Below are 24,806 nucleotides of genomic sequence, written 5' to 3' on the forward strand. Positions count from 1 at the left end.
AGGTTGCGTCACGGAAAACTCTATCCGGTTGTTTTGTTGAGATTATTATAAGAATAAAATGCTGTGTCTCGGCTAATGATTATTTTTGACTCTTTTTGAAGGATCAGACCGACTTTATTATTTGATGGGCATCACAGAATTAACGCTGAAACCCGGTTCATTCATCTTACGATCCTCTTCCCAAATCTTCGCTAAAGCCTTTAATCCCACTTTACTGTTTTTCATGCCCGATATAAAACAAACGTATGTTTAAAAACAAACAAGTGTCCAATATGACCAGCAGAGAAAAACAGATATTGCATCTTCTGAGACGTGATCCTTTGATCCCACAGCAGGAAATTGCCGATGTTTTAGGTATTAGCCGCTCTGGTGTCGCCGGACACATTATGAATTTAATGAATAAAGGATATATAAAGGGTAAGGGTTATATATTGTCGGAGCACAGCTATGTGGTAACCGTAGGTTCCACCAATATGGATGTCTGCGGTTATGCTTCCTCTAAATTAGTGTATGAAGATTCCAACCCGGGAAAAATAAAATGCACGCCAGGTGGGGTGGGCAGAAATATTGCGCAGAATGTCGCCTTGTTAGGCCGGGAATGTCACCTTATTTCCGTCGTCGGTGACGACTTCTATGGTGAAACCTTATTCGAACAGGCAAAGCTGGCGGGGGTACATGTCGACAGCTTCCATAAATTGCACGGTGAAAATACTTCTACCTATGTCTCCTTACTCGATAACAATGGCGAAATGCTGGTGGCGATTAACGACATGCGCATCCTCGAGAAACTCACGCCGGCGTTATTGGCCACGTCTAAAGAGTTGATCCTGCATGCGGGCGTGCTGGTGGTTGACTGCAACCTGACCGAGGACGCACTGGCCTGGCTATTCGGGCACTCCGGCAGCGTGCCGGTGTTTGTTGACACCGTATCGGCATTTAAAGCGCCCAAAATCCGCCGTTGGCTCTCGCATATCCATACTCTCAAGCCCAATCGCCTCGAAGCCGAGATCCTCAGCGGCATGGCGATCCACGGGCCGCAGGATGCGCCAGCGGTGGCCCGCTGGTTCCATCAACAAGGGGTACAACGCCTGGCGCTCAGCATGGGGCCAGCCGGGGTTTATTACAGCGAAATTGATGGGCAAAACGGCTGGTCGCAGCCACTGGTCGTCGACATCGTCAATGTGACTGGGGCCGGCGACGCCATGATGGCGGGCCTGGCCCATTGCTGGCTGGAAGATATGACGCTGGCGGACAGCATTCGTTTTGCGCAGGGCTGCTCGGCATTGACGCTGGCATCCGAATTTACCAATAACCCGAACCTGTCGAATGGCAGCGTACAAAAACTGTTGGAGCTACAAGTATGAAAAATAACATGATTTCCCATGACTATCTGGACATTTCGCCGGAGGTGGCCGAGGCTTTGGCCCACAAACGCCCGGTTGTGGCTCTGGAATCCACCATCATTTCTCACGGCATGCCGTACCCACAGAACGCGCAGACGGCGCTGGAAGTGGAACAAAAAATCCGCGATCACGGCGCGGTGCCCGCGACCATCGCCATCATCAACGGCCGCATGAAGGCGGGATTGAGCCGTGAGGAAATAGAACTGCTGGGCAAGGAGGGACATAAGGTGGCGAAAGTGAGCCGTCGCGATCTGCCGTTCATCGTCGCCGCCGGTAAACACGGGGCGACCACCGTGGCCTCAACCATGATTATTGCCGAGATGGCGGGCATTCACGTCTTTGCCACCGGTGGCATCGGCGGCGTGCACCGCGGCGCAGAACACACGTTTGATATCTCGGCGGATCTGCAGGAGCTGGCACGCACCAATGTCGCGGTGATCTGCGCCGGTGCCAAGTCTATTTTGGATTTGGGGCTGACCACCGAATACCTCGAAACCCACGGCGTACCGCTGATCGGCTACCAGACCCAAACGCTGCCGGCATTCTTTTGCCGTACCAGCCCCTTCAGGGTCAGCATTCAGCTAGATGCCCCGGCGGAGATCGCCCGCGCCATGGCCACCAAGTGGCAGACCGGGCTGGAGGGCGGCATGGTGATTGCCAACCCGATCCCGGCGCAGTATGCGGTGCCGGAGGAAAAAATTAATGCCGCCATTGAGCGTGCCGTGCGGGAATCGGTTGAACAAGGCGTTCAGGGCAAGGACAGCACGCCATTTTTGCTGGCCAGAGTGGCTGAATTGACCGGGGGCGAAAGCCTGACCGCCAATATTCAATTGGTGTTCAACAACGCCAAGCTGGCCGCGCAAATTGCCTGTTGTTATCAGGAGGCCGCCGCCTAAGACGACGCGTTATTCCTTAAGTTTTACCCTATAAACAACATTAAATAAAAACGCCAGCCTGAAAGGTGGAGGGGAGTGCTTTGCCCTTTTCACCTTTCAGGACAGGTACATTTACATACCCAATGACTTTTTCGCTACGGCTGAAATACGACGGGTATTAAGGGACGGATTTATGGACTTACTACGCAGCCTGTCAGGTATCTGTATTCTTCTCCTTATTGCTTTTATTTTTTCCAACAACCGTAAACGAATCAGCCTGAGAACAGTTTTCAGCGCATTAATACTGCAAGTGCTGTTGGGCGCAATTATGTTATATGTGCCCGCCGGTAAATGGGTGGTTAATGCCATTGCCGGTGGCGTCAATAAAGTCATTTCGTACAGCGATGCCGGTAGCTCATTTATTTTTGGCGGACTGGTCGGCCCTAAAATGAATGTCTTGTTTGACGGCGCAGGTTTTGTTTTCGCTTTTCATGTTCTGCCGGCCATTATTTTTATTACCGCACTGATTTCGATTCTCTATTACCTCGGCGTGATGGGGTGGGTGATTAATCTGTTGGGCTACGTATTCCAAAAGATGCTGAGCATCAGCAAGGTTGAGGCTTTTGCCGCGGTGACCACCATCTTTTTAGGGCAAAACGAGCTGCCCGCGGTGCTTAAGCCTTTTATTAACAAGATGAGCCGCAATGAGCTGTTTACCGTCATTTGCAGCGGAATGGCGTCGATCGCCGGCTCGATGTTGGTGGGGTATGCCGGCCTTGGCGTATCGATTGAATATCTGCTGGCGGCATCGTTGATGGCGATCCCCGGTGGTATTCTGTTCGCACGTATGCTGAGCCCGGCAACCGAGGCGTCGCAGGTCGAGTTCAGCCAGATGGCGTTCAGTGAAAAACGCCCGGCGAGCATTATCGAAGCCGCGGCCAGTGGAGCGATGCTCGGGCTGAAAATAGCCGTGGGCGTCGCTACCGTGGTAATGGCCTTTGTGGCGTTAATTGCGCTGATTAATGGCCTGATTGGCGGCGTCGGCAGCCTGTTTGGCTGGCAACAGCTTAGCCTGGAAAGGTTGTTCGGATATGTGTTCTCGCCTTTGGCTTATATCATGGGGGTTAGCTGGGATAACGCTGGGGTAGTAGGTGGGCTGATTGGCCAGAAGCTGGCGATAAACGAATTTGTCGCATACGTGAATTTTTCAGCCTATCTCAAAGACAGCGTCGCGGTGCTCGATCCTAAAACCATCGCCGTCATCTCTTTCGCACTGTGCGGGTTCGCCAACTTCGGCTCGATAGCCGTGGTGGTGGGGGCGTTCAGCGCGGTAGCACCGGAACGCGCTTCGGATATTGCCAGCCTGGGCTTGCGCGCGCTGCTGGCCGCTACCTTGTCTAATCTGATGAGCGCCACCATCGCCGGGCTGTTTATCGGTCTCGGTGCTTTGAGCGTGGCATTATGATCACGCCCTTTCTTTGGCGTGAGCGTGATTATTTTCCGCGCTAAACTTGCGCATTAGATAAGTGACTACTAATGTGTAGTCATGAATGAAAATGACCTCTTCAAAGCGCTGGCGGATCCCACCCGGCGCAGCATCTTCGAAAAACTGGCCGCTGGCGGCATGAATGCCAGCGCACTGCGTGAAGGCATGACGATCAGCCAATCTGCGATGTCTCAACACCTGGCCGTGTTGCGGCAGGCGGGGCTGGTGTGCGAGGCGCGCCAGGGCCGTTTCGTCAATTATCAGGTTGACCCGCAAGGGTTGGCGGTCATCGCGCAATGGCTGGACAAATACCGTGCCTTCTGGCCGGCACGCATCGACAGGCTGAATGTGTTGCTAAAGGACATGGATCAATGACCCCAACCGACGCCACGCAGCCGCCGCTGGTGCTGGAGTATCAACTCGATGCGCCGCCAGAGAAAGTCTGGCGGGCTATCGGGATCCCGGCATTGCGCGAACAATGGTTACCGAATGCCGAACTGGCCGATACCGAACCGGTAGTGATAACGCCGGGCGAAGCAATCAGCTACCGGATGCGTGATGATCGACCGCCGTACCTCGAAAGTACCGTGACCTTGCAAATTCTGCCCGCCGCCGACGGCGGAAGCCTGTTACGCGTCATTCACCGACTCGACGACGACAGGTTGACGGCAGCGAACGACGGTGGATTGCAGCTGATGCGCGCTGCCTGACGCTCAACTCATTATTCCAATCTGAAAACAGGAGTTCACCGATGCGTGAATCGATGCTGCTCGTCCCGACGGTGGTAGAACAGACCAGCCAGGGAGAACGTTCGTTCGATATTTATTCGCGGCTGCTGCGCGACCGCATCGTTTTCCTGAACGGCGAGGTCAACGATCAGGTGGCAGAAATGCTCTGTGCTCAACTGCTGTTTCTCGAAGCGGAGAACCCGGAGAAACCCATAAATTTATATATCAATTCACCGGGCGGGGTGATCACCAGTGGCTTTGCCATCTACGACACTATGCAGTACATCAACGCACCGGTGCATACGCTGTGTATGGGCACAGCTCGCTCGATGGGGTCATTCCTGCTGATGGCGGGTGAGGCAGGCCACCGGATGGCGCTGCCCAATGCCAGCCTGCACGTGCACCAGCCACTGGGCGGTTTTCAGGGGCAAGCGTCAGATATCCTTATCCACGCCGAAGAGATGAAACGCACCAAGCACACCGTGATCCGCCTGTACGCCGAACACTGCGGTCGTCGCTACGAAGAGGTTGAGCGCGCACTCGATCGCGACCGCTTTATGAGCGCCGACCAAGCGGTAGAGTGGGGGCTGGTGGATAAGGTGCTACGGGCGCGATGATACGCTGCTCAGCAGACGATCAAGGGCCTGTAGATACTGTTCTTGCAGGCTCTGCGCCCGTAGAGAGTCTCCCCGCACCGCGACAAGGGCCAAACCGCTGCCATGGGCATGATCAACCAAAATATCGCGCCACTGTAGGGGCTCTGTCGTCATCTCAGCCAGTAAGGCCGTAAGGCGATCGGTAATCTGCCGGGTGACCCCGGCAAAGGCCTCAGGCGTGGCAAAGATTGCCAGCGTGAGCTGGGGGTGATAGCCGACTGCGCGATGATAGCGCGTGAGCAATGTTCGAATTTCTGTCCGCGGATCAGCCAATCCGTTCAATCCCTCCATGGCTTCGGCATAGACGCGATCGGATAAAGCGCGCAACAGTCCGGCCAGATCACCAATATGGTGATACAGGCTCATCGGCGTGACGCCCAGCCGAGTGGCGAGGGTGCGCATCGTCAGCCCTTGTCCGCCACTTTCATCCAGCAGGCCAAGAGCGGAATCCAGAATGTGATCCCGCGTTACTCCTTTTCCGTTGGTTGGACGCCCGCGTGGACGAGTCATTGGGGCAATACCTGATAGTGAGATTGCACCAGGCCCGAAGGGAAGCTCCGGCTCGACAGTAATTTTAAATCAATGTCCTGTTGCAGCGAGCCGAACAGAGGCCTGCCCGAACCAAGCAGTACGGGAACCTTGGTGATCACCATGTCGCTAACCAACCCCTCGCGCAGAAAGGACTGTATTAATTGCCCGCCATCCACATAGACACGGTGCACATTCTGCGCGGCCAACTGCTCAAGCGCATACTTTGGCGTGAGGTTGGCGAACCGAACTTTACCTGTCAGGGCAGGAGGGACCGGCTCATTGGCCAGTTGTTTGGACAGTACGAGTACCGGGAGGTCATAAGGCCAGATATCGAAGGTGAGTACCTTTTCATAAGTCCCTCTCCCCATCAGGATCATGTCTTTGTCAGCGATAAAGGTATCGAAGCCATGATCTTCGGCCGAGGCGTCGCGTTGCAATAACCAGTCGATGTCGCCATCTTGCCGAGCGATAAAACCATCCAGGCTGGTGGCGATGAAAACGTGTGTAGTGACCATTGAATGCTCCATATTTATACGCTGTATATTATTGCGTCGGTATGGCCCAAAATCAACGTCACCGGTTAAAACAAAAAATCCACGCCGGGGCGTGGATTTTGGAATTTGCTGCAGAGGCGGGAGTTAGACGTTAAACCGTTATTTTTTAATCATTGTATTGATTTGTATGTATTTTATTTTTACAATCTATCTCTGTACTCATTTATGTACTCACTTTAAGTTTTGTGAATATTGACTTGATAATCATCTACTCAACCATGTGTATTTTTTCAATAGATTAGATGATGTCTACTTGCCAACCACGCTGCTGAAGCAACTGAATTTGTTCACTAGATATTCGATCAGAGTGAAGGGCTAGACAAAGTAAATGTTTCGGACGACTCATTGCGACATAAAACTGCCGCATAAAAACTTTATTGGGTTTGAATGCCCTAAGTGAATTTGGTTTCTCTGGTAGGCTGGCATTGGGATGCTCTACGCTGGGTAGCTCTCCAGTCAAATATGGCAACATAGTTTGTAGATCGAATGTGTGGTTTTTGGTCTCAATAACTAGCGTTGCATCATGGGTCTCGCCTTTGACAGCATGTATTGTTGATAGCTCAATATGAAAGCCATCCTCATGGATTAGAGTGTTATCTTTCAAGGGAGTAAGTGAGCTTGCGTGTTCAGCCTGTCTAGCTTCATCTGGATTTGTATCTTCATGAAATGCCATATAATCTGTTGCCTCGGCGGGGATGTTTTCTAACCTTAGCAAGGAAATTAATGTACGGCAGGCAATTTCCCAATGTTGTTGTTTTGTAACTTTAGTCTCGGTGAGTAAATAAAATAACCCTTTACGAAAGCGAGTCCAGCTTCCTATTTTGATTAAATATTCTCGTAATGTTGTACTGGAAAAATATTTCTCATTGTCATCCATCTTATTGCACATTCGCATAAGCTTAAGAATACACGTTAGTAAGAGTTTATAATTATCTGCCAAATCGATAGTTGAATTTTCTTGGCACCGGCGAACAGCTTCTATAAAATAATTTTCTTTGAAATGACTTTTTGATTTGGTTTTGTCAAAATCAGGCCAATAATGGCCAATTCTAAATTGTGCTTCATTGGGTGCTATCTTAGCTCCGACTGCACCAACAACTTTTACCGTAAATTTTTTATTTTGTTTATATTCTACAGAAAACTGATTTGAAACAATTTGAGCAAAATGCTCAATGACTTTTTCGCAAGTATCGTCATTGAAAATGATAACAGTATCGGAAAATCTATTTCGAGTAGTATGGGCTTGTGCTCTATCTAATAAATTTGCTTCTGTTAACTCCGTTTCCAATGGGATTTCATTGAAACTTAAATTACAAATTTTGTTAGATAGAACTCCATCAAAGCGATGAGATGTATGAATTACATAATCCATCTGGTCTCGCAACTTACCGTTAAAGCTTTGATTAGACTCTTCTGTTCCAATGTTATTAAAAATAGATTGATCTGGATCTCCAAAACGCTGAACAATGAGTGATGAATTATGCAGGAAGACTTTACTTAAAAGCACATCTTGGAATTTTTGTGTATCCTGCATTTCATCAATTAAAACAAACGGAAACCTTGCTCGAATGACCTCAGCTAATTCAGGATTGTTTGTGCATGCTTTATCGGCGTGCGTATACATATCACGAAAAAGAAACACGCCTCGTTCATCCAGATAATTTTTTAATCGGCCAAGGTCGCGTTTAGCCCTCTGAAGATTATTATCTTGATTCCAGCTTCTGGGTTGTTTATCAAGATTAATTTCTTCACCATTCTGAGAAATATATCGGAATGTACCTCTGAAGAAAGCCTCTTGTTCTATAGTATTGCCTAATCCATTTAATGTCCCTCTAAGCCAAGAAAATTGAGCTAATTCGAGCAGTTTAATAGCTTGCTTAGCGTATATCTCATTGTCTACTGTGATATCTTGAATACCACGAGATCTGATATATGGTAATGCTAAAAAGCGGTGTATAAACTCCTGAATGGTCCCAATAAAATGAGGATATTTCAGTAAATGCTGTGCAGCTTTTGATGTTGAGCATTGAAGGCGGCTAATGATCTCATCTTTAGCCACATTGGTATGAGACAGGACGCATATCCCTCGGTGTGGAGAGTTCCACTTTTTAGCAAGAAGAATGAGCTTAGTGGCAATCAATGTTGTTTTTCCACTTCCCGGGCAAGCTTGTACATCAATAGAGTGCATAGCTTTCAGAATTGAAATACGCATATCATCCTGTAGAATAAGCTTTTCAGATTCGGCTATCTCAGTAATGTCGTCATGCGTAATAAAGCCTTCAAACGACTGCGGCATTCTGCACCTCTTCGATATTTTCTTCAATAGGCTCTGTTACATATTGAATAGCCTCAATTAGATAGTTTGGAAGCCTCTGTTTGAGTTCGATTGCAAACTCGTTTTTTGCCTGTGTTTGGGCCGACTTAGAAATATCGCTATTATTGGCATCCTCATCACTAAGAGAAGCTATCGTGTCATCAATTTTTTGGTCTTGTTGCTTTTGAAGAATGCTAGACAGTTTATAGGCAAAGTCTGTTTTTGAAACTTGGCTAAGAATGAATGTCGCTTTGGTATCATCATCGCCAACGATATTATCGATTCCTACATTGGAGCCAACAATAGCTTCATAGCACTCACTAAAAAGACCGTATTTAGCCAGACAGTACTCGAAAGTCCAGTCATCCGATATTTTGACTACAACATTTTGCTTATTTAATTGATCGATATGTTCATTTTTTCTCTGCTGGTCGTCGGGGTAATTTCTTCGCCAATAGACTTGATTTCTGCTATTTTCTTTTTTAAACCCGTATGGGTTACTGCCGTCATCTTTTTCTTCAGCACAATCAGGCCAAAGATCAAGGTCCCTAAGTACGCATATTTTTGTCGGATGCCATGCATTTGGGTTCCCATCTTGGCCGGATCTTAAGAATAACTTGGCAAAACGCTTCCATGAGCCGCTATTGTCATATTTGACGATAGATACGCCATAATTTTCTAAAGGGCGCCCCAACAACTTTGCCAATTCAGGTAACAGGATATTCTCACCATCACCTTCAACAAGTAGGACTGCTTTAGCAAAAAAGACATTCGCTTTAGTTGAATCTAAAAATTTTCTTAAAAATTGGTAATCATCTTTAGCAAGTTCTGTTTCACCAACAGCAAGCGGCCAAGCTCCCCCTTCAGATAGCATGATGATTTCAGCAGGGTCTGCTTTAGAGGCTATGTTAGGACTATGAGTTGTCAGAATACACTGTACTCCATCAGGTTTTTTCTCGGTTTTAGTTGTTTTATTTATGAACTGAAGGAGTTTCATTTGTAGCTGAGGGTGAAGGTGTGCTTCGGGCTCTTCTACGAGAAGTAAAGGAAATTCGTTGTTTGCTTCTTGTTCCAGGAGTAGTAATTCTGCCCCCATAAAAAGAAGGTTGAGGTAACCGAGTCCATGTGATCGTTGGTCATTGGTCAGGGAGAGTGTTAATCCCTCTAATAGAGTGCGTAAATGGCGCTTTTGGATGTGTTTTGGTAGGTTAGATAGGTCTTCTTCTTTAATGCCTACGATATCAATAAATGCACCAAGTTTTGATTTGTCTTTCTCAAAAATAAGCTCATGAAGATATTTTTGCTGAATGTTTTCAGCCGATTTTTTTAGGGCAGCATCATCAGTAAGAAGCTCATCATTTGCCTTAGCGATGATAGTAAGAATACTCTCCATTCCTTCTATAATGTCTTTTGAAGAGCTCAGTATTTGAGATAAACGAGAGGCTCTACCACTAGAAAGTTCCACTTCAGCATCTCTTAGCGGTTTAAGATACGTTGAGGCTAGAAAGTCTCTTATCTCAGACTCAATGGCTAAACCGTTTCCATCGATACCTGAACGTAATTCGGTCTTTATATAGGGATAGCCTCTTTTCTCTAATCCTGTAATTTGAGCGTGTAGCTGAACGTAAAGGACGGAACGGTTTTTCTTTTCACCGTTATCATCTTCATATTCTTCGTGAGAAATATGTTCGACAAAGCGATGTGCATGGAGGCCTACTTCAGAAAATTTTAGTTTTATTTTTAAATCATCAGAATTGTTGTGAAAATCTTGCTCTGTAAGATAAGCACGGTCATTGGATTTTGTACCTAGCGTATACCGAATTGCATCAATCAATGCAGTTTTACCTGAGTCATTCTCGCCAACCAACACATTAAGGCCTCGGTTTAACTTCAAGCTTAAATGCTGGAACAGCCTAAAATTTGATATTTCAATATGTGATAAATACAAATTACAGCCCTCTTGAATGCAAAGATTAAATATCATACTTGTATGATAATTTCGTCAAATTTTATACGCCACAAGTAAAAAAGTCTACTTACCCATTGATTTTACAGTAGTTAATCATAGTTGATCTGTGACGCTGATCCAATAGGCTGAATAGGGGGCGATTAGGTAATCTCCTTGAAAAATCAGTAATTTTCTTCAGGCTATTGCCCCGGCGGGAACATTGCCTTCTCTATAACAAAGAGGATGTCATTGTTTACTTTGATGATGCGCTGATGGGAAAAGGGGATCGTGGTGTCGTGACCTGCCCCCAGGATTAGATACAACCTTCAGTTAGTAATGTCGGTTTGTTTACCTTCACATTTTCCATTTCGCCACCGTGCTGCAAACTCTGATGGCGTCTGATAATTCAGTGCCGAATGTGGACGACACTCGTTATAATCCTGCCGCCAGTCATTAATGATTTTCCTGGCGTGAACGATATCGCTGAACCAGTGCTCATTCAGACATTCATCGCGAAATCGTCCGTTAAAGCTCTCAATAAATCCGTTCTGCGTTGGCTTGCCCGGCTGGATTAGGCGCAACTCAACACCATGCTCAAAGGCCCATTGATCCAGTGCGCGGCAAGTGAACTCCGGCCCCTGGTCAGTTCTGATCGACGCCGGATAGCCTCGAAACAGTGCAATGCTGTCCAGAATACGCGTGACCTGAACGCCTGAAATCCCGAATGCGGTGGTAATTGTCAGACACTCCTTCGTGAAGTCGTCCACACAGGTCAGGCACTTGATCCTGCGACCGGCTGCCAGCGCGTCCATGACGAAATCCATCGACCAGGTCAGGTTGGGCGCCGCCGGGCGGAGCAGCGGCAGACGTTCCGTTGCCAGTCCTTTACGACGTCGTCTGCGTTTTACGCCCAACCCGCTGAGATGATAAAGGCGGTACACGCGCTTGTGATTAATATGAAGGCCTTCACGGCGCAGTAACTGCCAGATACGGCGGTAGCCAAAACGCCTGCGCTCAAGTGCCAGCTCAATAATGCGCCCTGATAAATGCGCATCAGCTGCCAGACGCTGAGCCTCGTAGCGGCAGGTCGACAGAGACAAGCCTGTAAGCCTGCAGGCACGACGTTGCGACAGACCGGTCGCATCACACATAAACTCAACGGCTTCCCGCTTCTGGTCTGTCGTCAGTACTTTCGCCCCAGAGCCACCTGAAGTGCCTCCTTATCCAGCATGGCTTCGGCAAGCAGCTTCTTAAGTCTGGCGTTCTCTTCCTCAAGCGACTTCAGGCGCTTAACTTCAGGCACTTCCATACCGCCATACTTCTTGCGCCAGGTGTAAAAGGTGGCGTCGGAAATGGCGTGCTTACGGCAGAGCTCACGGGCAGAAACCCCGGCTTCAGCCTCGCGGAGAATACTGATGATCTGTTCGTCGGAAAAACGCTTCTTCATGGGGATGTCCTCATGTGGCTTATGAAGACATTACTAACATCGGGGTGTGTTAATCAACGGGGAGCAGGTCAAGAGCATCTGGCAGATGGGTTGTATATTTTACATAACCCATTTGCCAAGCATCCGTTGCCTAAAGAGACGCTAAGCCACCCTAGAGTAGCACAAGGTTATGTTGAATCTGATGGATACGTCAATTTTGTAGCCCCGGAGGATTTTCTTTTATTGCGTTTTTTACAATCATTTAATCTTAAAGATTAGTAAATATGGTCATATTTATTTACTTTACATAGATAAAGTCTAAAGATGGCACTTTCCTTTAAACTCAACTATCTATGATTTAGAGTTGTTGTCAACCGGCCTGCTTCCGTAACTGTTAGTTCGACTGACGAGATTCCAGTTTCCCTCTAAAAGACTTTGTTGATTAAAACAGGTCACCGAATAGCCATTTAGTCCACTTTGGGCACGAAGCGGCCGGACTAACTGAGCAGAAGGTCCGTTATGAGCGAAGAGCTGACTTTCATAAAAAAACAAACTTATCTCTGGCAACAGGCTTACCTGAACAGTAAAACAACAGACCAATTAAGGCCCTTCATCTTGCCCACTGGCGACATCATGTGACTAGGTCAATGCTAATTGGGAGGCTGTAGCTTTATTAAATATATTTTTCGCCTCCAGAACAAGAGACACTCTAATATGATTTAAGCTTATTATGTGGTAGCGGAGATAATTCTACTGGAGAAGTGTTACATGAAAGAATATTTTGAAATTATGTGTAATTGTTTCAGCTGATTATTATATTCCAACTGTGTCATTTAAATGTAAATAACATAAAGTCAGTCGGCTAACATAACCGATGACTTATTATGCAGTTAAAAGGAGTTAGAACAATGAAATATAGTGGGATGTCATTTTGGATTTAGAAGCATGAAAAATCCACCTTTCCAATTACGTCACGAAATGAAATTTCATTTTCATTTACAAAGTTATAGAACCCTAAATTTAGGTAAGACTTGTATGGAAGAGAAAAATATAACCCAATCTCGGTATCCACAAACCTTTCGGTGTCTTTTTGTTCAGAGTCCATATCGATTAACTCATGAGATAGCAGTAATTTTATCTCTTCGTCTGCATTGGGGTAAGTTTTTTTAACAAAACTATAGAAAATACTTGGATGCTCATCATATCGTTCACGTTTATAGTTAGCCCGCTCATAAAGCATTGCTAGAAACTCGCGTGTTATTCGTGGCAAGGAATAAAGGCGACTCGCTAATTCCTCAATGTCTTTCTTAGTTTTATCAATTTCTTCTTGTGTGGCTACTGCTCCGCCTTGTGCAGCTTCCCAGTTACTGAAAATGACCCCATCGCTAAGTTGTTTTTTTGGACGTGATTCCCAAAGATCATAACCATTCGTTTGAAACTCACCATTCTCATCAGGGACCTGAAGCTCAATTTTGACTTTCGCGCCTTCTTTTTGGATGATGCTATGGATTTTTTGGATATTAACCAAATCTAACCCAATTATTTTACGGAATAAGTCAGTCAAATCCATAATGTTTTCGTTTGGATCAAATACTATATCTTTATGAATTTTACTTTTTTGTTCTTCTTCACTTTCATCATAAGATTCTTCGGTATCACTTCTATTAGCTAAAGCTTTCGTTACAGCCTCATACTTATCTTGTTTATCACCTATTATCAAAATATTGAAGTGGCGGTAATTATTTCTTTGTTCAGATGTTATTTTTTCAAGAGTGTTTATTACTTTTTTACTTGTTTTGTCAGTTGTGACCTGGAATGCTGTTTTTTTTGCCATATCAGCAAGATCTATACCAGGCTCGTTAGCTCTTGTTATGTTAGTGTTTATTAAGGATAGTTCCAGTGTCTCGTTTAGTATATCCTTGAAAAAATTCTCAGCAAACACAGATAAATCAGTATGTCCAAGTTTGTTTCTGACTTTTGCTTGCTGTGCTATATTTGATAGGTCGTCAATTATCTGTCCTATTAAATACCCACTAGTAATCATTTTATAAATACCTCATGAAAAATATTTGAAACGCTGCAGGATGTTTTTATACAAACCTATTGTGTTAAAACTGATAGGATCCTTCAGAATCTAACAGTATCAATGTATTAAATCAAAGCAATTTTTGAAACTATACAAGGGCTCATTCAACAACTATCGTGACCTATTCCCATTAGTTAATGGATAGGCTGATGATTGTAACGTCCGCTCTTGGCACAGAGCTGCTGTTGCAGCCCTGTTAACCTCAGACTTCAATGCCCAGATAACGGACTGTACTTTCCAGTTTCTGATGGCCCAACAGGGTTTGGATCACCTGGAGGTTCTTGGTTTTTTTATAGATCAGGTTAGGTGTTGTTCTTCTCAAGGAATGTGTGCTTTAAAGAGAATCTTCGAGGCCAAGCTTTTCTACCCACCCATGAAGAATTCGGCTGCATTGCCGGATTGATGTGTGCAGGTTAGTTCAGACCCTAGACCGAAACAAGAAGTCTTTACTATGAAAATTAACAGGCTGTATAAACAGCCTGTTAATTTATGCTAGAGCTTATAAAGCTCAGTTAATCTAGCTTTTTCTTTGGCAAATTCTTCATCAAGGTTCGAGAAGTCTGGAAGTGTAACCATTAAATCCTTAAGTTGATGAATAACATTCCAGGCATCGTAATGAATAAAGGGGTTTAAGCCAATTACGTTTCCCTCATCATTATTTTTAGATTTTCCTACACCACATAATTTGATGAATTTGTTGATTGCAGTTGTTTCATCCCAGTCAGAAACAAAAAGAAGCAAGGCAGATACAGCCAAAAGGGGATTGTTTTTTTTAACAGCGGATAAACTCCTGATCTTTCTGAAAAGAAACTCGTGATGTCTGGTTATTTTTTGTGCTATCCTTATCGTTGCTTCATATTTATTTTTAAGCAACCTTCTATCATAAACCTGATAACCTCGATCTCGTGCTACTAACCGATATGCTTGTTTAGTAAATGTGGTGCTATTCACAAGATTATAGAAAATAGCATTATTCTTATTGGTCATATCGATCATCAATGATGGGTATTTGAATCTTAAAGAACGATAAACTTCATCGTTTATATCAAACCAAGATTTATTTTTTCTCTCTTCATCGACAATATATGTATCTTCTCCTTTGCGGGAATACATGCTGGCTCTTACTAGGTTGATCATGTGAGGGCTGTAGTTAACAGAAAAAGTGCCCGATTGGCGTAATTCAGTAAACCACCGTCGCATGTTTCTAATATCTTCCTGATTGAACTCTTCATGTTCAATACCTCTACATACAAGCTCTCGAATTATACTTGTAATCTCAGAGCCGGAAGTGCCTAATTTTATAAAGCCATCCTTTGAAGAATCTATTTGCTTATCATCGCCATTGTAATGATCGCAAAATATTTTGTGCGCGTCTGTTCCGTCTTTTGTTCTAAACGAAAAATGAGATTGGCTAACTATTTTATTAGTTGTTTTCGAATAACCTTCTGAAACAACAATTGCACCGCTTACATTGCAAATTGGGCACTCTGCATCAAACGCAACAAATTCCTTGAAATCACTAAAATTAAGTACGTTATTTGATGAGTAAAGGTTTAGCAATTGAACTATGTCCAATTCCTTTTTGAATGTACGAGAATAGACCGTAATTGCCATTTGCACTCCCCTCGCCATAAATTTAGTTTGTATGAAATATTATCGCATAAAGATACTGATGAGCCAGTAATATAGCTAGAAATTATTCTTTGTGGTTCAGCGACCTAGACGTCCGCTACTAACACGGAGCGGACCTCCTGAAGTCCCCCCCAAGGTCCGCAAGGAGCAGACGTTGACACTTATATCTATCAATAAGATGCCAGTAAAAGTTGCAGCGATTCATTAGGTGTCGGAACTGTCTACTCGTTTAAAAACTAGCCTAATCGCCGTGGAACATTACTCTGACAGGCTTACCACGACTTACGTATACCATTTCCAGCGCTTTGCTAACCAATCAGTTTGCTCTCCGACGAGGGCAGCATTGCCAAACCCATAGGTATCCTTGCGAACAAGTCTTATGTTGTAATGATCATTCTTTACGCAGAGTTGCTATTCAGATAAAAGCACAAGGCTGAAAATGTGGGAGCCGGAATGGAAAGACAGAATTTTGAAACACTGTAAACAACGAGATGATGTAATGTTGTTCTTTAAATCCCTCTGGAGGGATTATTGTGCGGTTAAGAACAACAAATTTTGAGGCTAAATGCTGTAGGCTTTTTAACTAAAATATAATTAATTCATTTTATAAAACAAATGTTGTATAATTCAGCATTATCAACGGGAGAGAATACATGGCAAATAATACATCATCAACTCAATATGTTTCACGTTTATTAAGTAAGGGAGAAAACGATAGGTTAGATGAGCTAAAGAATATTCTATCTGAATTAGATATATGCATCAGACTAAGGAAAATAACGCAGCTCCAAAAATATGAGATCATTAATGAAATAAAGAGAGCCATTGCGGATGAAAGGGAAATTTATTTCGATGAGAAAAAATCCCCATCTGATAATATTAGTCGAGGGAATGCTAGCGCTAGTAATGATGACTTAGTGGATTTGATAGCAATGCTTAATAGAGGGAGAAGTCAATGAGTGATAGTGCTTATAATATGTATTCATTAGCCGTGTCTAGTCTTGCATTGCTACTGTCAGTGTATACGTTCTTCAAATCAAGAAAAGATATTAAATTTGCACAAGAGAATGCAAGTGAAGCATTGAAATTGCAACATGGTACAATTGAACTTCAAATTCGAACTGGTATAACTAACGCAAGAAATACAATAAACAACTTAACACCTATATTAACACCATACTTAGCAAAAAAACAAGCAGGTTCATTGAGCGTCGAGGAATCTTATTCTCTTGATTTATTATATAAAACTTATGATTCTTGTATTGAAGATCTTCTCAATCAATATGATGAAGCATGCAAAAAATATATTGATGGCAAAGTTGACAGAGCAATGTTCAAAGAGACATATTTTCATGAAATAAAAAACATAACATCAAGCCAAGACCTTTCTTCCTATTATAATATAGAGGCAACAAAGTACACATCCACCTTAAGGGTGCGCGATGAGTGGATAACTGAATGATATTAAGTGCCTTTATCGTTTATATAAAGGCACTTAAACCAATAATTAATGCCAATGCAAGTTTGATATTCCTTTTAAATATTCATCGGCAACTAAAGAGAACCTAGAAATATCCCCCCCAAAGAACCCACATTTTAATGGCTCCCAGTTAACGCCTTGTTCTTTGGCTTCCTTGATCATATTAGATAATGGAGAATTGTACGATCTTTTTTCTTTCCAACCAAAACGACCGATAGGTCCCCATACTGTTCGCTCTTGCTGATGATGCAGATCTGCAATGACAAGTGCAAAGAAACATTCAAAATCATCAAAAGCATTTTCGTAATTCTTCCCAATAAACAGGGTATCATCAATTAATGGTTGCAAGATGGTATGGAGATGCTCACTCATTGGTACGAAATGCCTTTCAAAACCGGGGAGCTGCTTAAACACATCTTGCCTAGTCAGCTCAAGAATGGCATTGGAAATGGCTTCAGAGAAATATAACGGCTTACCATTGCTCGAAAGTGATGAGTCTAATTTTATAAAGAAAATATTAAATAATGTGTCATATTTTTTATTTTCAAATGCAGCTATCCCCAAAGCATAAAACTGCATTATTAAAGGATACCACCGTAGATTTAACCATATAGTTAAACCACTTCCTCTTTCCAGTCTGTCGGTTGCACGAGCTAATGCTTTACTTAATAATGGAATATGAATTGTTCGAGCCCAATATGAAACACAAGAAACTATTAGTATTATATTTTTAGATGTGTTTTCATATTTAGAAATCCTCTCAAGGAGCTCTTCTTTAGTAAACTGCCCGTTTACTGAGAAAAAATCTTCACTTGTTTCAGAAAGAAAATTTTTAACTTCATCAATCACAAAGTCATGTAACTCGATAGAGGATGAATCATTCGCCAGTAATTGTTTTGTTTTTCTTATTTTATCTTCAGCCCTTAAAGGAGAGAATTCTGTCTGAAAATAGGGAATCGAAATTAATCTATCATTATCCGTTGTTTCCTCTGAATTGTCATTGGACCAAGAAGGAGATTTGAAAATAAAATCCCCATCACCATCAATATATCCGTAATGCGGACTTTGGTTGGAAGATTTATCATTTGATACTTTGTTGTAAACATAAGTCATCAAACCATTGGCGGTTAATACGCCGTTTTCGGTTAATGCTTTTCCTTTAAGGCCTTCTATTAGATGGCCAGTGAATACAGAATGATTTGGCAAAGGACCACCAGAATCTGCGACAGTCTCATCGGCTTTACCGGCTGTCAGCACTTGTCTGGAATACCGCAACATCATATCATTTAAGAAGCGAGTACTTCCTGGACCTATTCCTCGTGTTAATGCCAACCCACCATAGCAGGCATCCATGACGAAAAGTATATGTTTAGCTCTTATCAACTCTGCATTTTTGGTAAGTTCATCCCAGCGTATAAAGGTAGATAGATCATCTGTGATTGCATCATGCGGCACAAGAAACCCAACTTCACCATAAATTCCAGTTCGTGTTTCACCATGTCCAGCATAAAAAATGAAAATCCTCTCATCTAGTTCGACATCATCCCTTGTAAGTCTGGAAAATGCTCTTAATATATTTTCTTTGGTAGCGTTTTCATCAAGAAGAAATGATATATTACTCTCCTCGAAATCGAATTCATTGATGAGTAAACTCTTTATTTCTAATGCATCATTAACTGCATATGCGAGAGGGGATACATTCTTATATTTGTTTATACCAATAACTAAGGCCCTGCTATTGATATAACTTTCCTTTAGGAAGTAACGAAGATCTTTCATAAGCATATTCCATCGTATCAGATCGTTGTTGGTATCGTTGTGATTATATCACTTTGTTTATTCATTATGCTGCGTTCCTTTAATGTTATAACTACAAAACCCGCTCTTAGTGTACGCTACGAAGTCAGCTGGAGATTTCAGTGAACATTTTAGTGAAAAAACATTTGACCAGTAAGCCATAAATTAACAGTGTTCGATGTGCGCAATGTCCGCTCCTGGCACAAAGTGGACCCTGAAGAATGAGTTCTATCCTCGTGGTTCACTAAGTGCAGTAAGTTCTACTCGAATTCTGCTACCCATTTGTCCAACATATCTGCCCATTCCTGCATCATAGCCTTTCGCTCATCAAGATAAGTTGCATGGTTGTATGTGCGACGAACATTGTTGGTATCAGCGTGTGCAAGTTGGGCCTCAATAGCATCAGGTCGATAGCCCATTTCGTTTAAACGCGTACTTCCTGTAGTTCGGGTAGCATGGGGACTATAAATGCCACTCCATCCGAGGCTTTTAAGTAGCTGGCGCAGCGAGTGCGATGTCATTGGCCCTAGCGGATTATCTCTGCCCGGGAAAAGGTGCTGCCGATGCCCGGTTAACCCCTGTAGTGTTCTGAGCATTTTGACAGCTTGGAAGGGTAGGGGAATAACGTGTTCTCTGCGGGCTTTCATTCGCGCTGCCGGAATGGTCCATAGGGCGTTATTAAGATCGAATTCTGTCCATTCTGCTTCGGTGGCTTCTGCAGGACGCGCCAATGTCCACCACATAAGCCACATGCAATAGTTAACCTGATACGAGCCACGACTATTGTCAAAACAGCTTAGTAACTTTCCGATTTGCTGAGGATTTAGTGCCTGTTTGTGCTGTGTCTTATTAGCCGGAAGGGCCTTGCGCACAGGCCATACGGGATCGCTATCAGCTCTAAGCGTCGCGACTGCCAACTCAAAAACTGATGAAATGGTGCGACGGGCTTCAGCGGCAACTGTTGGTGCTCCTCGTTTAGCGGTTTCCTGAAGAATTTTAAGTATATGGTGTGGAGTGATCTCTCTGACAGGGAGCTTACCGATGGCGGGAAAAACCACACGTTCAAGCATATCCAGTCGCCGCGTTTTGGTGATTTCGGCCCAGTCTTTCATCTGCAACCACTCTTTGGCGATCAGCTCAAAGGTGTTGGATGCGTCGTTGACCTTGCGGATCTTATCTAACTGGCGAGCCTGTGTCGGGCTAACTCCATTCGCGACTTGTTTACGCGCTTGCTCACATTTTTCGCGAGCTTCGGCAAGTTTGACCGTTGGGTACTCACCCAACGCGAACATGCTGGATTTGCCGTTGAGTTTAAACCGATAGCGCCATGCCTTTTTGCCGTTGGGTTTCACTTCGAGGTAGAGACCATTGAAGTCATTGAGTCGATAGAGTTTTTCTTTCGGCTTAGCAGTGCGGCATTGCGTATCAGTGAGCATAGCGAGTCCTTGTCTATTTCTTATACCGCTATTGTACTCACTTAAAATGAAGATGGAAGAATGTTGTACTCATCAATGTACTCATTTTTGACAGCGTTTTTACGAGATGAGTTGAGACATTATGAAATGAAAAATCCACGCAATTGCGTGGATTTTATAGTGTTTTGTGATTTTCATGAGGTTAATTAAGACCTCGCGAGACAACAAATTTTATTTAGACGTTGAACAAGAAGTTCATCACGTCGCCGTCTTTAACGATGTAGTCTTTACCTTCTGAACGCATCTTGCCGGCTTCTTTGGCACCTTGCTCACCCTTGTAGGTGATGAAGTCTTCAAAAGCGATGGTCTGGGCGCGGATAAAGCCTTTTTCGAAGTCGGTGTGGATCTTGCCGGCTGCCTGCGGGGCGGTAGCGCCAACCGGGATGGTCCAGGCGCGGACTTCTTTCACACCGGCGGTGAAGTAGGTCTGCAGGTTCAGCAACTCGTAACCGGCGCGGATCACGCGGTTCAGACCCGGCTCTTCCAGGCCCAGTTCCGCCATGAATTCTTCGCGGTCTTCGTCTTCCAGCTCGGCGATATCGGATTCTACTGCGGCGCACACGGCAACCACAACCGAGCCTTCGCCCGCAGCGATTTCACGCACTTTGTCCAGGTACGGGTTGTTTTCGAAACCGTCTTCGTTGACGTTGGCGATGTACATGGTTGGTTTCAGCGTCAGGAAGCTCAGGTAGCGGATTGCCGCCTTGTCTTCTTCGGACAGATCCAGCGCACGCAGCATGCCGGCGTTTTCCAGCTGTGGCAGGCATTTTTCCAGGGCTGCCAGTTCCGCTTTCGCGTCTTTGTCGCCGCCTTTGGCTTTCTTCTGCACGCGGTGGATCGCGCGTTCGCAGGTGTCGAGATCCGACAAGGCCAGTTCGGTGTTGATGACGTCGATGTCGTCAGCCGGGTCAACTTTGTTGTTAACGTGGATGATGTTGTCGTTTTCGAAGCAGCGAACCACGTGGCCAATCGCTTCGGTTTCGCGGATGTTGGTCAGGAATTGGTTACCCAAGCCTTCACCTTTGGACGCGCCCTTAACCAGGCCGGCGATGTCGACGAATTCCATGGTGGTCGGCAGGATACGCTGTGGCTTGACGATCTCGGCCAGCTGGTCCAGACGCGGATCGGGCATCGGCACCACACCGGTGTTAGGTTCAATGGTGCAGAACGGGAAGTTGGCTGCTTCGATACCCGCTTTGGTCAACGCGTTGAACAGGGTGGATTTGCCTACGTTAGGCAGGCCGACGATACCGCATTTGAATCCCATGTTGTTATCACCTTAAATATCTTAACTATCAGCCGGTTAGGTTTAACCCACTGCATAAAGGACGAAATAATGGCGCCATTATACACGTAATGGCCGTTTTTCTCGATCTGGCTGTGTGTGATGGGTAAATGCCGAGGCAGTGCCGGTTTTTGATTGAGATTTGGATCACATTTACACATACTGACACTTCTGATTAACCTACAGGAAACGTGCCGGATGTCCTTCTTGCCCAGTCCACCCTAAGCTATCCCCCTCCTGAGGTTTGCCGCGCCCTGCGGCCTTGGTTCCCGTGCTGCGGGAATGTGTTTTATCTGTCAGAAGTGAATAATCCATGTTTAACCTGAACAATTTCAGGCTGTCGGCCGTCAAGAACGAGGTGCTGGCGGGCTTTGTGGTGGCGGTTTCAATGATCCCGGAAGCGGTCGGCTTTTCGCTGGTCGCCGGGCTTTCTCCGATCGTCGGGTTGCACACCGCCTTTATTATCGGGCTGGTCACCGCGCTGTTTGGCGGCAAGCCGGGCATGGTGTCGGGTGCAGCCGGTTCAATCGTGGTGGTGCTGATGAGCCTGGCGGCGCAGTACGGCATGGGGTACGTACTGTGGGCGACGATTTTTGCCGGGGTTATCCAAATCCTGATCGGCATTTTCCGCCTGGGTAAGTTTATCCGGCTGGTGCCGCTGCCCGCGGTTCACGGCTTCGTGAACGGGCTGGCGATTGTCATTATGCTGGCGCAACTGCATATGATTGCCGGGCAGGGGCTGCTGATGTATGGGCTGGTGGCTCTGGCGATCTTGGTGGTGGTGTTCTTCCCACGGTTGACGCGCGTCATCCCCGCGTCACTGGCGGCGCTTATCGTGGTTTCTGCTCTGGCAATCGGGTTTAACCTGCAAACGCTGCGGGTCGGCGATTTGGCGGACATTTCCGGTGCATTACCGCACTTCAGCCTGCCGATGGCGCCTTTTACCCTCGAGATGCTGAAAGTGGTGTTGCCGTACGCAGTGGTAATCGCGCTGGTGGGGCTGATCGAATCGCTGCTTACCATGACGGTGCTGGATGAAATGGGCGGCAAGAAAGGCAACGGCAACCGCGAGAGCATCGCCCAGGGGGCAGGCAACGCGGTTTGTGGCCTGTTTGGTTGTTTCGCCGGTTGCGCAATGATTGGCCAGTCGATCATCAACTTCACTTCAGGCGGGCGTGGGCGCATCTCCGGCGTGGTTGGCGCGATACTGCTGATTCTGTTTGTGGTCAGCCTGTCGGGCTATATCGGCCTGTTGCCGGTGGCGGCGCTGGCCGGGGTAATGCTGGTGGTGTGTTACAACACCTTTGAGTGGAGCTCGCTGCGCCGTCTGCGCCGGATGCCGAAGGCGGATGCGCTGGTGATGCTGCTGGTGACCCTGATTACTATCTTTACCGATCTGGCGATGGCGGTGATCAGCGGGGTGATCATCTCGGCGCTGGTATTTGCCTGGCAGCAGGCACGTATTCGCGTGCGTCAGCATCGGGTGGAAGGCGAGGTGGCGGTGTATCAGCTGGACGGGCCGCTGTTCTTCGGCTCCACCACGGCCTTTGCCGAACTGTTCGAACCGAAAAACGATCCGCAAAATGTGGTGCTGGATTTTGCCGGTACCCGGGTGATGGATTCCAGCGGCGTGGAGGCGATTGATAAGCTGACGGCACGCTATCTGTCGGCGGGGAAAACCATTCGGCTACGTCATCTGAGCGGTGACTGTGTACGCCTGTTGAAACAGGCCGGCCCGTTTTGCAGCCATGAACTGGACGATCCGCAATATTACGTGGCGGAAGAGGGTTACCAAACCGATAATGCTAACGTCGGCGAAGAAACCTTTAAACTGCGCACCTAAGGCAGATTGCAGCGGGCGCGATGCCCGCTGCAACGATGATCAGGCCTGTGCCTTGAAGCTGTGCAGGCGACGAACGGTTTTTTCCAACCCGTCAGTCAGCAGCACTTCCGTACAGCGTGCGGCTTCATCGATCGCTTCATCAATCATTTTTTGTTCGCTGGCCGGCGGCTTGCCGAGCACGAAACCTACCACTTTGTTTTTATCGCCCGGGTGGCCGATGCCGATGCGCAAGCGATAGAAATTCGGGTTATTGCCAAATTTGTTCTGAATATCCTTCAGCCCGTTGTGGCCACCGTTGCCGCCGCCCAGTTTGATCTTGGCAACGCCGGGGGGAATATCCAGCTCGTCATGCGCCACCAGGATTTCGTCCGGCTCGATGCGGTAGAAATTGGCCATTGCCAATACCGCTTTGCCGCTGAGATTCATAAAGGTGGTAGGCACCAACAGCCGCACGTCGTTGCCGGCCAGGTTCAGCCGGGCGGTGTAGCCGAAGAACTTGCTCTCTTCTTTGAGCTGCTGGTTATGGCGCTGGGCCAGTAAATCGACGTACCAGGCGCCGGCGTTGTGCCGCGTCTGCGCGTATTCAGCGCCCGGATTCGCCAGGCCGACTATCAATTTAATACTGCTCACTGGGAGATTCGCTATGATCGATATAATGGAAAGGGCAATAGTCTACCTGTCGACGCCACGAATGACAAAATCCTGATATGCCCGGTCGCGCATTGACGAAACTATAGTCAGAAAAGAGAATAATTCATTAGCGGAATCATTCAATTTGATCGCTAATAGACTCATTCCGGTAAAGTTTTGTCATGTTTTCTTTACCATTTGTGATCCTCTCCGCAATCACCTTGTCCAACCAGGGTCTATACTTAACTTATCAAAGTGGGTTAACCAGTTAGAGAGTTATCCCGGTTGGCACATGGCACTATGGAGGTGGCATATGAAACGTAGAAACGCGGACAGAATGGGCAACTTTTTTATGGGGCTGGGCCTGGTCGTGATGATCGGCGGTGTCGGATACTCCATTGTTGCTGAAGTTTCGCAATTCAACCTGCCGCAGTTTTTCGCCCATGGCGCAATCATGAGTATCTTCGTGGGTGCGTTGTTGTGGCTGGTAGGTGCGCGTATTGGCGGTCGTGAGCAGGTAGCGGATCGTTACTGGTGGGTAAAACACTTTGATAAACGTTGCCGCAACGATCATCATCGTTCGTCACATTGATTAGAAAGAGAGAAGGGAACAGGCGTTACGGCAAAGGAAATCTGCCGCGCATTAAGGCTTAAGGT

Annotated in this window: 21 protein-coding genes and 2 pseudogenes; 10 read left to right on the forward strand and 13 right to left on the reverse strand. The window is 46.0% G+C overall.

What is annotated here, in order from left to right:
• Window positions 1–245 precede the first annotated feature (245 nt).
• The 6 genes from H0S68_RS09650 (at window position 246) to H0S68_RS09675 (ending at window position 5,109) form a co-directional block, all read left to right on the forward strand.
• Complete coding sequence (locus tag H0S68_RS09650) at window positions 246–1,364, forward strand: PfkB family carbohydrate kinase (RefSeq protein WP_142815406.1); 1,119 nt, start codon at window positions 246–248, stop codon at window positions 1,362–1,364.
• Window positions 1,361–2,299, forward strand: coding sequence for a pseudouridine-5'-phosphate glycosidase (locus tag H0S68_RS09655; RefSeq protein WP_262255327.1), 939 nt, complete (start codon window positions 1,361–1,363; stop codon window positions 2,297–2,299). Before H0S68_RS09650 ends, H0S68_RS09655 begins: the two co-directional genes overlap by 4 nt.
• A 172-nt stretch (window positions 2,300–2,471) precedes the next feature.
• On the forward strand, window positions 2,472–3,743 hold the full coding sequence (locus tag H0S68_RS09660) for a NupC/NupG family nucleoside CNT transporter (RefSeq protein ID WP_410529342.1): 1,272 nt from the start codon (window positions 2,472–2,474) through the stop codon (window positions 3,741–3,743).
• 81 nt (window positions 3,744–3,824) lie between these two features.
• Window positions 3,825–4,139 (forward strand): ArsR/SmtB family transcription factor, encoded by a 315-nt coding sequence (locus H0S68_RS09665; RefSeq protein ID WP_046373836.1) that lies wholly within the window; start codon window positions 3,825–3,827, stop codon window positions 4,137–4,139.
• The gene (locus H0S68_RS09670; RefSeq protein WP_130015565.1) at window positions 4,136–4,474 is read left to right on the forward strand and encodes an SRPBCC domain-containing protein; all 339 of its coding nucleotides are present in this window, start codon (window positions 4,136–4,138) and stop codon (window positions 4,472–4,474) included. Before H0S68_RS09665 ends, H0S68_RS09670 begins: the two co-directional genes overlap by 4 nt.
• A gap of 41 nt (window positions 4,475–4,515) precedes the next feature.
• Window positions 4,516–5,109, forward strand: coding sequence for an ATP-dependent Clp protease proteolytic subunit (locus tag H0S68_RS09675; RefSeq protein WP_314725647.1), 594 nt, complete (start codon window positions 4,516–4,518; stop codon window positions 5,107–5,109).
• On the opposite strand, the gene H0S68_RS09680 is transcribed toward H0S68_RS09675, so the two are convergent.
• The 9 genes and pseudogenes from H0S68_RS09680 to H0S68_RS09720 all read right to left on the reverse strand — a co-directional run.
• Window positions 5,095–5,658, reverse strand: coding sequence for a TetR/AcrR family transcriptional regulator (locus tag H0S68_RS09680; RefSeq protein WP_410529343.1), 564 nt, complete (start codon window positions 5,656–5,658; stop codon window positions 5,095–5,097). The genes H0S68_RS09675 and H0S68_RS09680 overlap by 15 nt on opposite strands.
• On the reverse strand, window positions 5,655–6,194 hold the full coding sequence (locus tag H0S68_RS09685; RefSeq protein WP_201895368.1) for a dihydrofolate reductase family protein: 540 nt from the start codon (window positions 6,192–6,194) through the stop codon (window positions 5,655–5,657). The genes H0S68_RS09680 and H0S68_RS09685 overlap by 4 nt, the downstream gene beginning before the upstream one ends.
• Window positions 6,195–6,471: 277 nt before the next feature.
• A complete protein-coding gene (locus tag H0S68_RS09690) occupies window positions 6,472–8,529 on the reverse strand; it encodes a UvrD-helicase domain-containing protein (RefSeq protein WP_410529344.1) in 2,058 nt (685 codons plus the stop codon).
• The gene (locus H0S68_RS09695) at window positions 8,513–10,441 is read right to left on the reverse strand and encodes an ATP-dependent nuclease (protein ID WP_410529345.1); all 1,929 of its coding nucleotides are present in this window, start codon (window positions 10,439–10,441) and stop codon (window positions 8,513–8,515) included. The genes H0S68_RS09690 and H0S68_RS09695 overlap by 17 nt, the downstream gene beginning before the upstream one ends.
• A gap of 380 nt (window positions 10,442–10,821) precedes the next feature.
• Window positions 10,822–11,942 (reverse strand): IS3 family transposase gene (locus H0S68_RS09700; protein WP_089184586.1). Its coding sequence is split into 2 segments (ribosomal slippage): window positions 10,822–11,684 and window positions 11,684–11,942, totalling 1,122 coding nucleotides; the frame shifts between segments, so codons are not numbered across the junction.
• A 916-nt stretch (window positions 11,943–12,858) separates the two neighbouring features.
• Complete coding sequence (locus tag H0S68_RS09705) at window positions 12,859–13,965, reverse strand: SMEK domain-containing protein (RefSeq protein ID WP_044068560.1); 1,107 nt, start codon at window positions 13,963–13,965, stop codon at window positions 12,859–12,861.
• Window positions 13,966–14,209: 244 nt separating this feature from the next.
• Window positions 14,210–14,467: pseudogene (locus tag H0S68_RS09710) on the reverse strand (tyrosine-type recombinase/integrase); the annotation flags it as partial.
• Window positions 14,468–14,499: 32 nt separating this feature from the next.
• A complete protein-coding gene (locus H0S68_RS09715; RefSeq protein WP_410529346.1) occupies window positions 14,500–15,621 on the reverse strand; it encodes a hypothetical protein in 1,122 nt (373 codons plus the stop codon).
• 262 nt (window positions 15,622–15,883) lie between these two features.
• A pseudogene (locus tag H0S68_RS09720) lies at window positions 15,884–16,016 on the reverse strand (IS3 family transposase); the annotation flags it as partial.
• A 276-nt stretch (window positions 16,017–16,292) separates the two neighbouring features.
• On the opposite strand from H0S68_RS09720, the gene H0S68_RS09725 reads away from it, so the two are divergent.
• Window positions 16,293–16,598: a hypothetical protein gene (locus H0S68_RS09725; protein WP_410529347.1), complete on the forward strand. Its 306-nt coding sequence runs from the start codon at window positions 16,293–16,295 to the stop codon at window positions 16,596–16,598.
• Window positions 16,595–17,101 carry a hypothetical protein gene (locus tag H0S68_RS09730; RefSeq protein ID WP_044068564.1) on the forward strand — a complete coding sequence of 169 codons (507 nt, stop codon included), beginning with the start codon at window positions 16,595–16,597 and terminating at the stop codon, window positions 17,099–17,101. Before H0S68_RS09725 ends, H0S68_RS09730 begins: the two co-directional genes overlap by 4 nt.
• A 45-nt stretch (window positions 17,102–17,146) precedes the next feature.
• Here the strand turns inward: H0S68_RS09730 and H0S68_RS09735 are convergent, their stop codons facing one another.
• The 3 genes from H0S68_RS09735 to ychF all read right to left on the reverse strand — a co-directional run bounded on the left by H0S68_RS09735 (window position 17,147) and on the right by ychF (window position 21,658).
• Window positions 17,147–18,898 carry a caspase domain-containing protein gene (locus H0S68_RS09735; protein ID WP_410529348.1) on the reverse strand — a complete coding sequence of 584 codons (1,752 nt, stop codon included), beginning with the start codon at window positions 18,896–18,898 and terminating at the stop codon, window positions 17,147–17,149.
• 278 nt (window positions 18,899–19,176) lie between these two features.
• Window positions 19,177–20,352, reverse strand: a complete 1,176-nt coding sequence (locus H0S68_RS09740; RefSeq protein WP_273832452.1) for a tyrosine-type recombinase/integrase — start codon at window positions 20,350–20,352, stop codon at window positions 19,177–19,179.
• A gap of 214 nt (window positions 20,353–20,566) precedes the next feature.
• Window positions 20,567–21,658, reverse strand: coding sequence for a redox-regulated ATPase YchF (ychF, locus tag H0S68_RS09745; protein ID WP_020826439.1), 1,092 nt, complete (start codon window positions 21,656–21,658; stop codon window positions 20,567–20,569).
• A gap of 331 nt (window positions 21,659–21,989) precedes the next feature.
• Here ychF and H0S68_RS09750 point away from each other — a divergent pair, with 331 nt between their 5' ends.
• A complete protein-coding gene (locus H0S68_RS09750; RefSeq protein WP_410529349.1) occupies window positions 21,990–23,519 on the forward strand; it encodes a SulP family inorganic anion transporter in 1,530 nt (509 codons plus the stop codon).
• Between the two features lie 39 nt (window positions 23,520–23,558).
• On the opposite strand, the gene pth is transcribed toward H0S68_RS09750, so the two are convergent.
• Window positions 23,559–24,149 (reverse strand): aminoacyl-tRNA hydrolase, encoded by a 591-nt coding sequence (gene pth, locus H0S68_RS09755; RefSeq protein WP_020826441.1) that lies wholly within the window; start codon window positions 24,147–24,149, stop codon window positions 23,559–23,561.
• A gap of 313 nt (window positions 24,150–24,462) precedes the next feature.
• On the opposite strand from pth, the gene ychH reads away from it, so the two are divergent.
• Window positions 24,463–24,741, forward strand: a complete 279-nt coding sequence (gene ychH, locus H0S68_RS09760; protein ID WP_041414467.1) for a stress-induced protein YchH — start codon at window positions 24,463–24,465, stop codon at window positions 24,739–24,741.
• The last annotated feature ends 65 nt before the right edge of the window (window positions 24,742–24,806 follow it).

This window comes from Serratia sp. AXJ-M (assembly GCF_046531865.1).
GTDB lineage: Bacteria > Pseudomonadota > Gammaproteobacteria > Enterobacterales > Enterobacteriaceae > Serratia > Serratia liquefaciens.

What these genes read in the sequence shown, in the direction of transcription:
- H0S68_RS09725 (WP_410529347.1), top strand. Translation starts at nt 16,293, where the DNA reads ATGGCAAATAATACATCATCAACTCAATATGTTTCACGTTTATTAAGT.
- H0S68_RS09740 (WP_273832452.1), bottom strand. Translation starts at nt 20,352, where the DNA reads ATGCTCACTGATACGCAATGCCGCACTGCTAAGCCGAAAGAAAAACTC.
- H0S68_RS09715 (WP_410529346.1), bottom strand. Translation starts at nt 15,621, where the DNA reads ATGGCAATTACGGTCTATTCTCGTACATTCAAAAAGGAATTGGACATA.
- H0S68_RS09690 (WP_410529344.1), bottom strand. Translation starts at nt 8,529, where the DNA reads ATGCCGCAGTCGTTTGAAGGCTTTATTACGCATGACGACATTACTGAG.
- H0S68_RS09650 (WP_142815406.1), top strand. Translation starts at nt 246, where the DNA reads ATGTTTAAAAACAAACAAGTGTCCAATATGACCAGCAGAGAAAAACAG.
- H0S68_RS09735 (WP_410529348.1), bottom strand. Translation starts at nt 18,898, where the DNA reads ATGAAAGATCTTCGTTACTTCCTAAAGGAAAGTTATATCAATAGCAGG.
- H0S68_RS09655 (WP_262255327.1), top strand. Translation starts at nt 1,361, where the DNA reads ATGAAAAATAACATGATTTCCCATGACTATCTGGACATTTCGCCGGAG.
- H0S68_RS09680 (WP_410529343.1), bottom strand. Translation starts at nt 5,658, where the DNA reads ATGACTCGTCCACGCGGGCGTCCAACCAACGGAAAAGGAGTAACGCGG.
- H0S68_RS09685 (WP_201895368.1), bottom strand. Translation starts at nt 6,194, where the DNA reads ATGGTCACTACACACGTTTTCATCGCCACCAGCCTGGATGGTTTTATC.
- H0S68_RS09670 (WP_130015565.1), top strand. Translation starts at nt 4,136, where the DNA reads ATGACCCCAACCGACGCCACGCAGCCGCCGCTGGTGCTGGAGTATCAA.
- H0S68_RS09730 (WP_044068564.1), top strand. Translation starts at nt 16,595, where the DNA reads ATGAGTGATAGTGCTTATAATATGTATTCATTAGCCGTGTCTAGTCTT.
- H0S68_RS09675 (WP_314725647.1), top strand. Translation starts at nt 4,516, where the DNA reads ATGCGTGAATCGATGCTGCTCGTCCCGACGGTGGTAGAACAGACCAGC.
- H0S68_RS09665 (WP_046373836.1), top strand. Translation starts at nt 3,825, where the DNA reads ATGAATGAAAATGACCTCTTCAAAGCGCTGGCGGATCCCACCCGGCGC.
- H0S68_RS09705 (WP_044068560.1), bottom strand. Translation starts at nt 13,965, where the DNA reads ATGATTACTAGTGGGTATTTAATAGGACAGATAATTGACGACCTATCA.
- H0S68_RS09750 (WP_410529349.1), top strand. Translation starts at nt 21,990, where the DNA reads ATGTTTAACCTGAACAATTTCAGGCTGTCGGCCGTCAAGAACGAGGTG.
- ychH (WP_041414467.1), top strand. Translation starts at nt 24,463, where the DNA reads ATGAAACGTAGAAACGCGGACAGAATGGGCAACTTTTTTATGGGGCTG.
- H0S68_RS09660 (WP_410529342.1), top strand. Translation starts at nt 2,472, where the DNA reads ATGGACTTACTACGCAGCCTGTCAGGTATCTGTATTCTTCTCCTTATT.
- ychF (WP_020826439.1), bottom strand. Translation starts at nt 21,658, where the DNA reads ATGGGATTCAAATGCGGTATCGTCGGCCTGCCTAACGTAGGCAAATCC.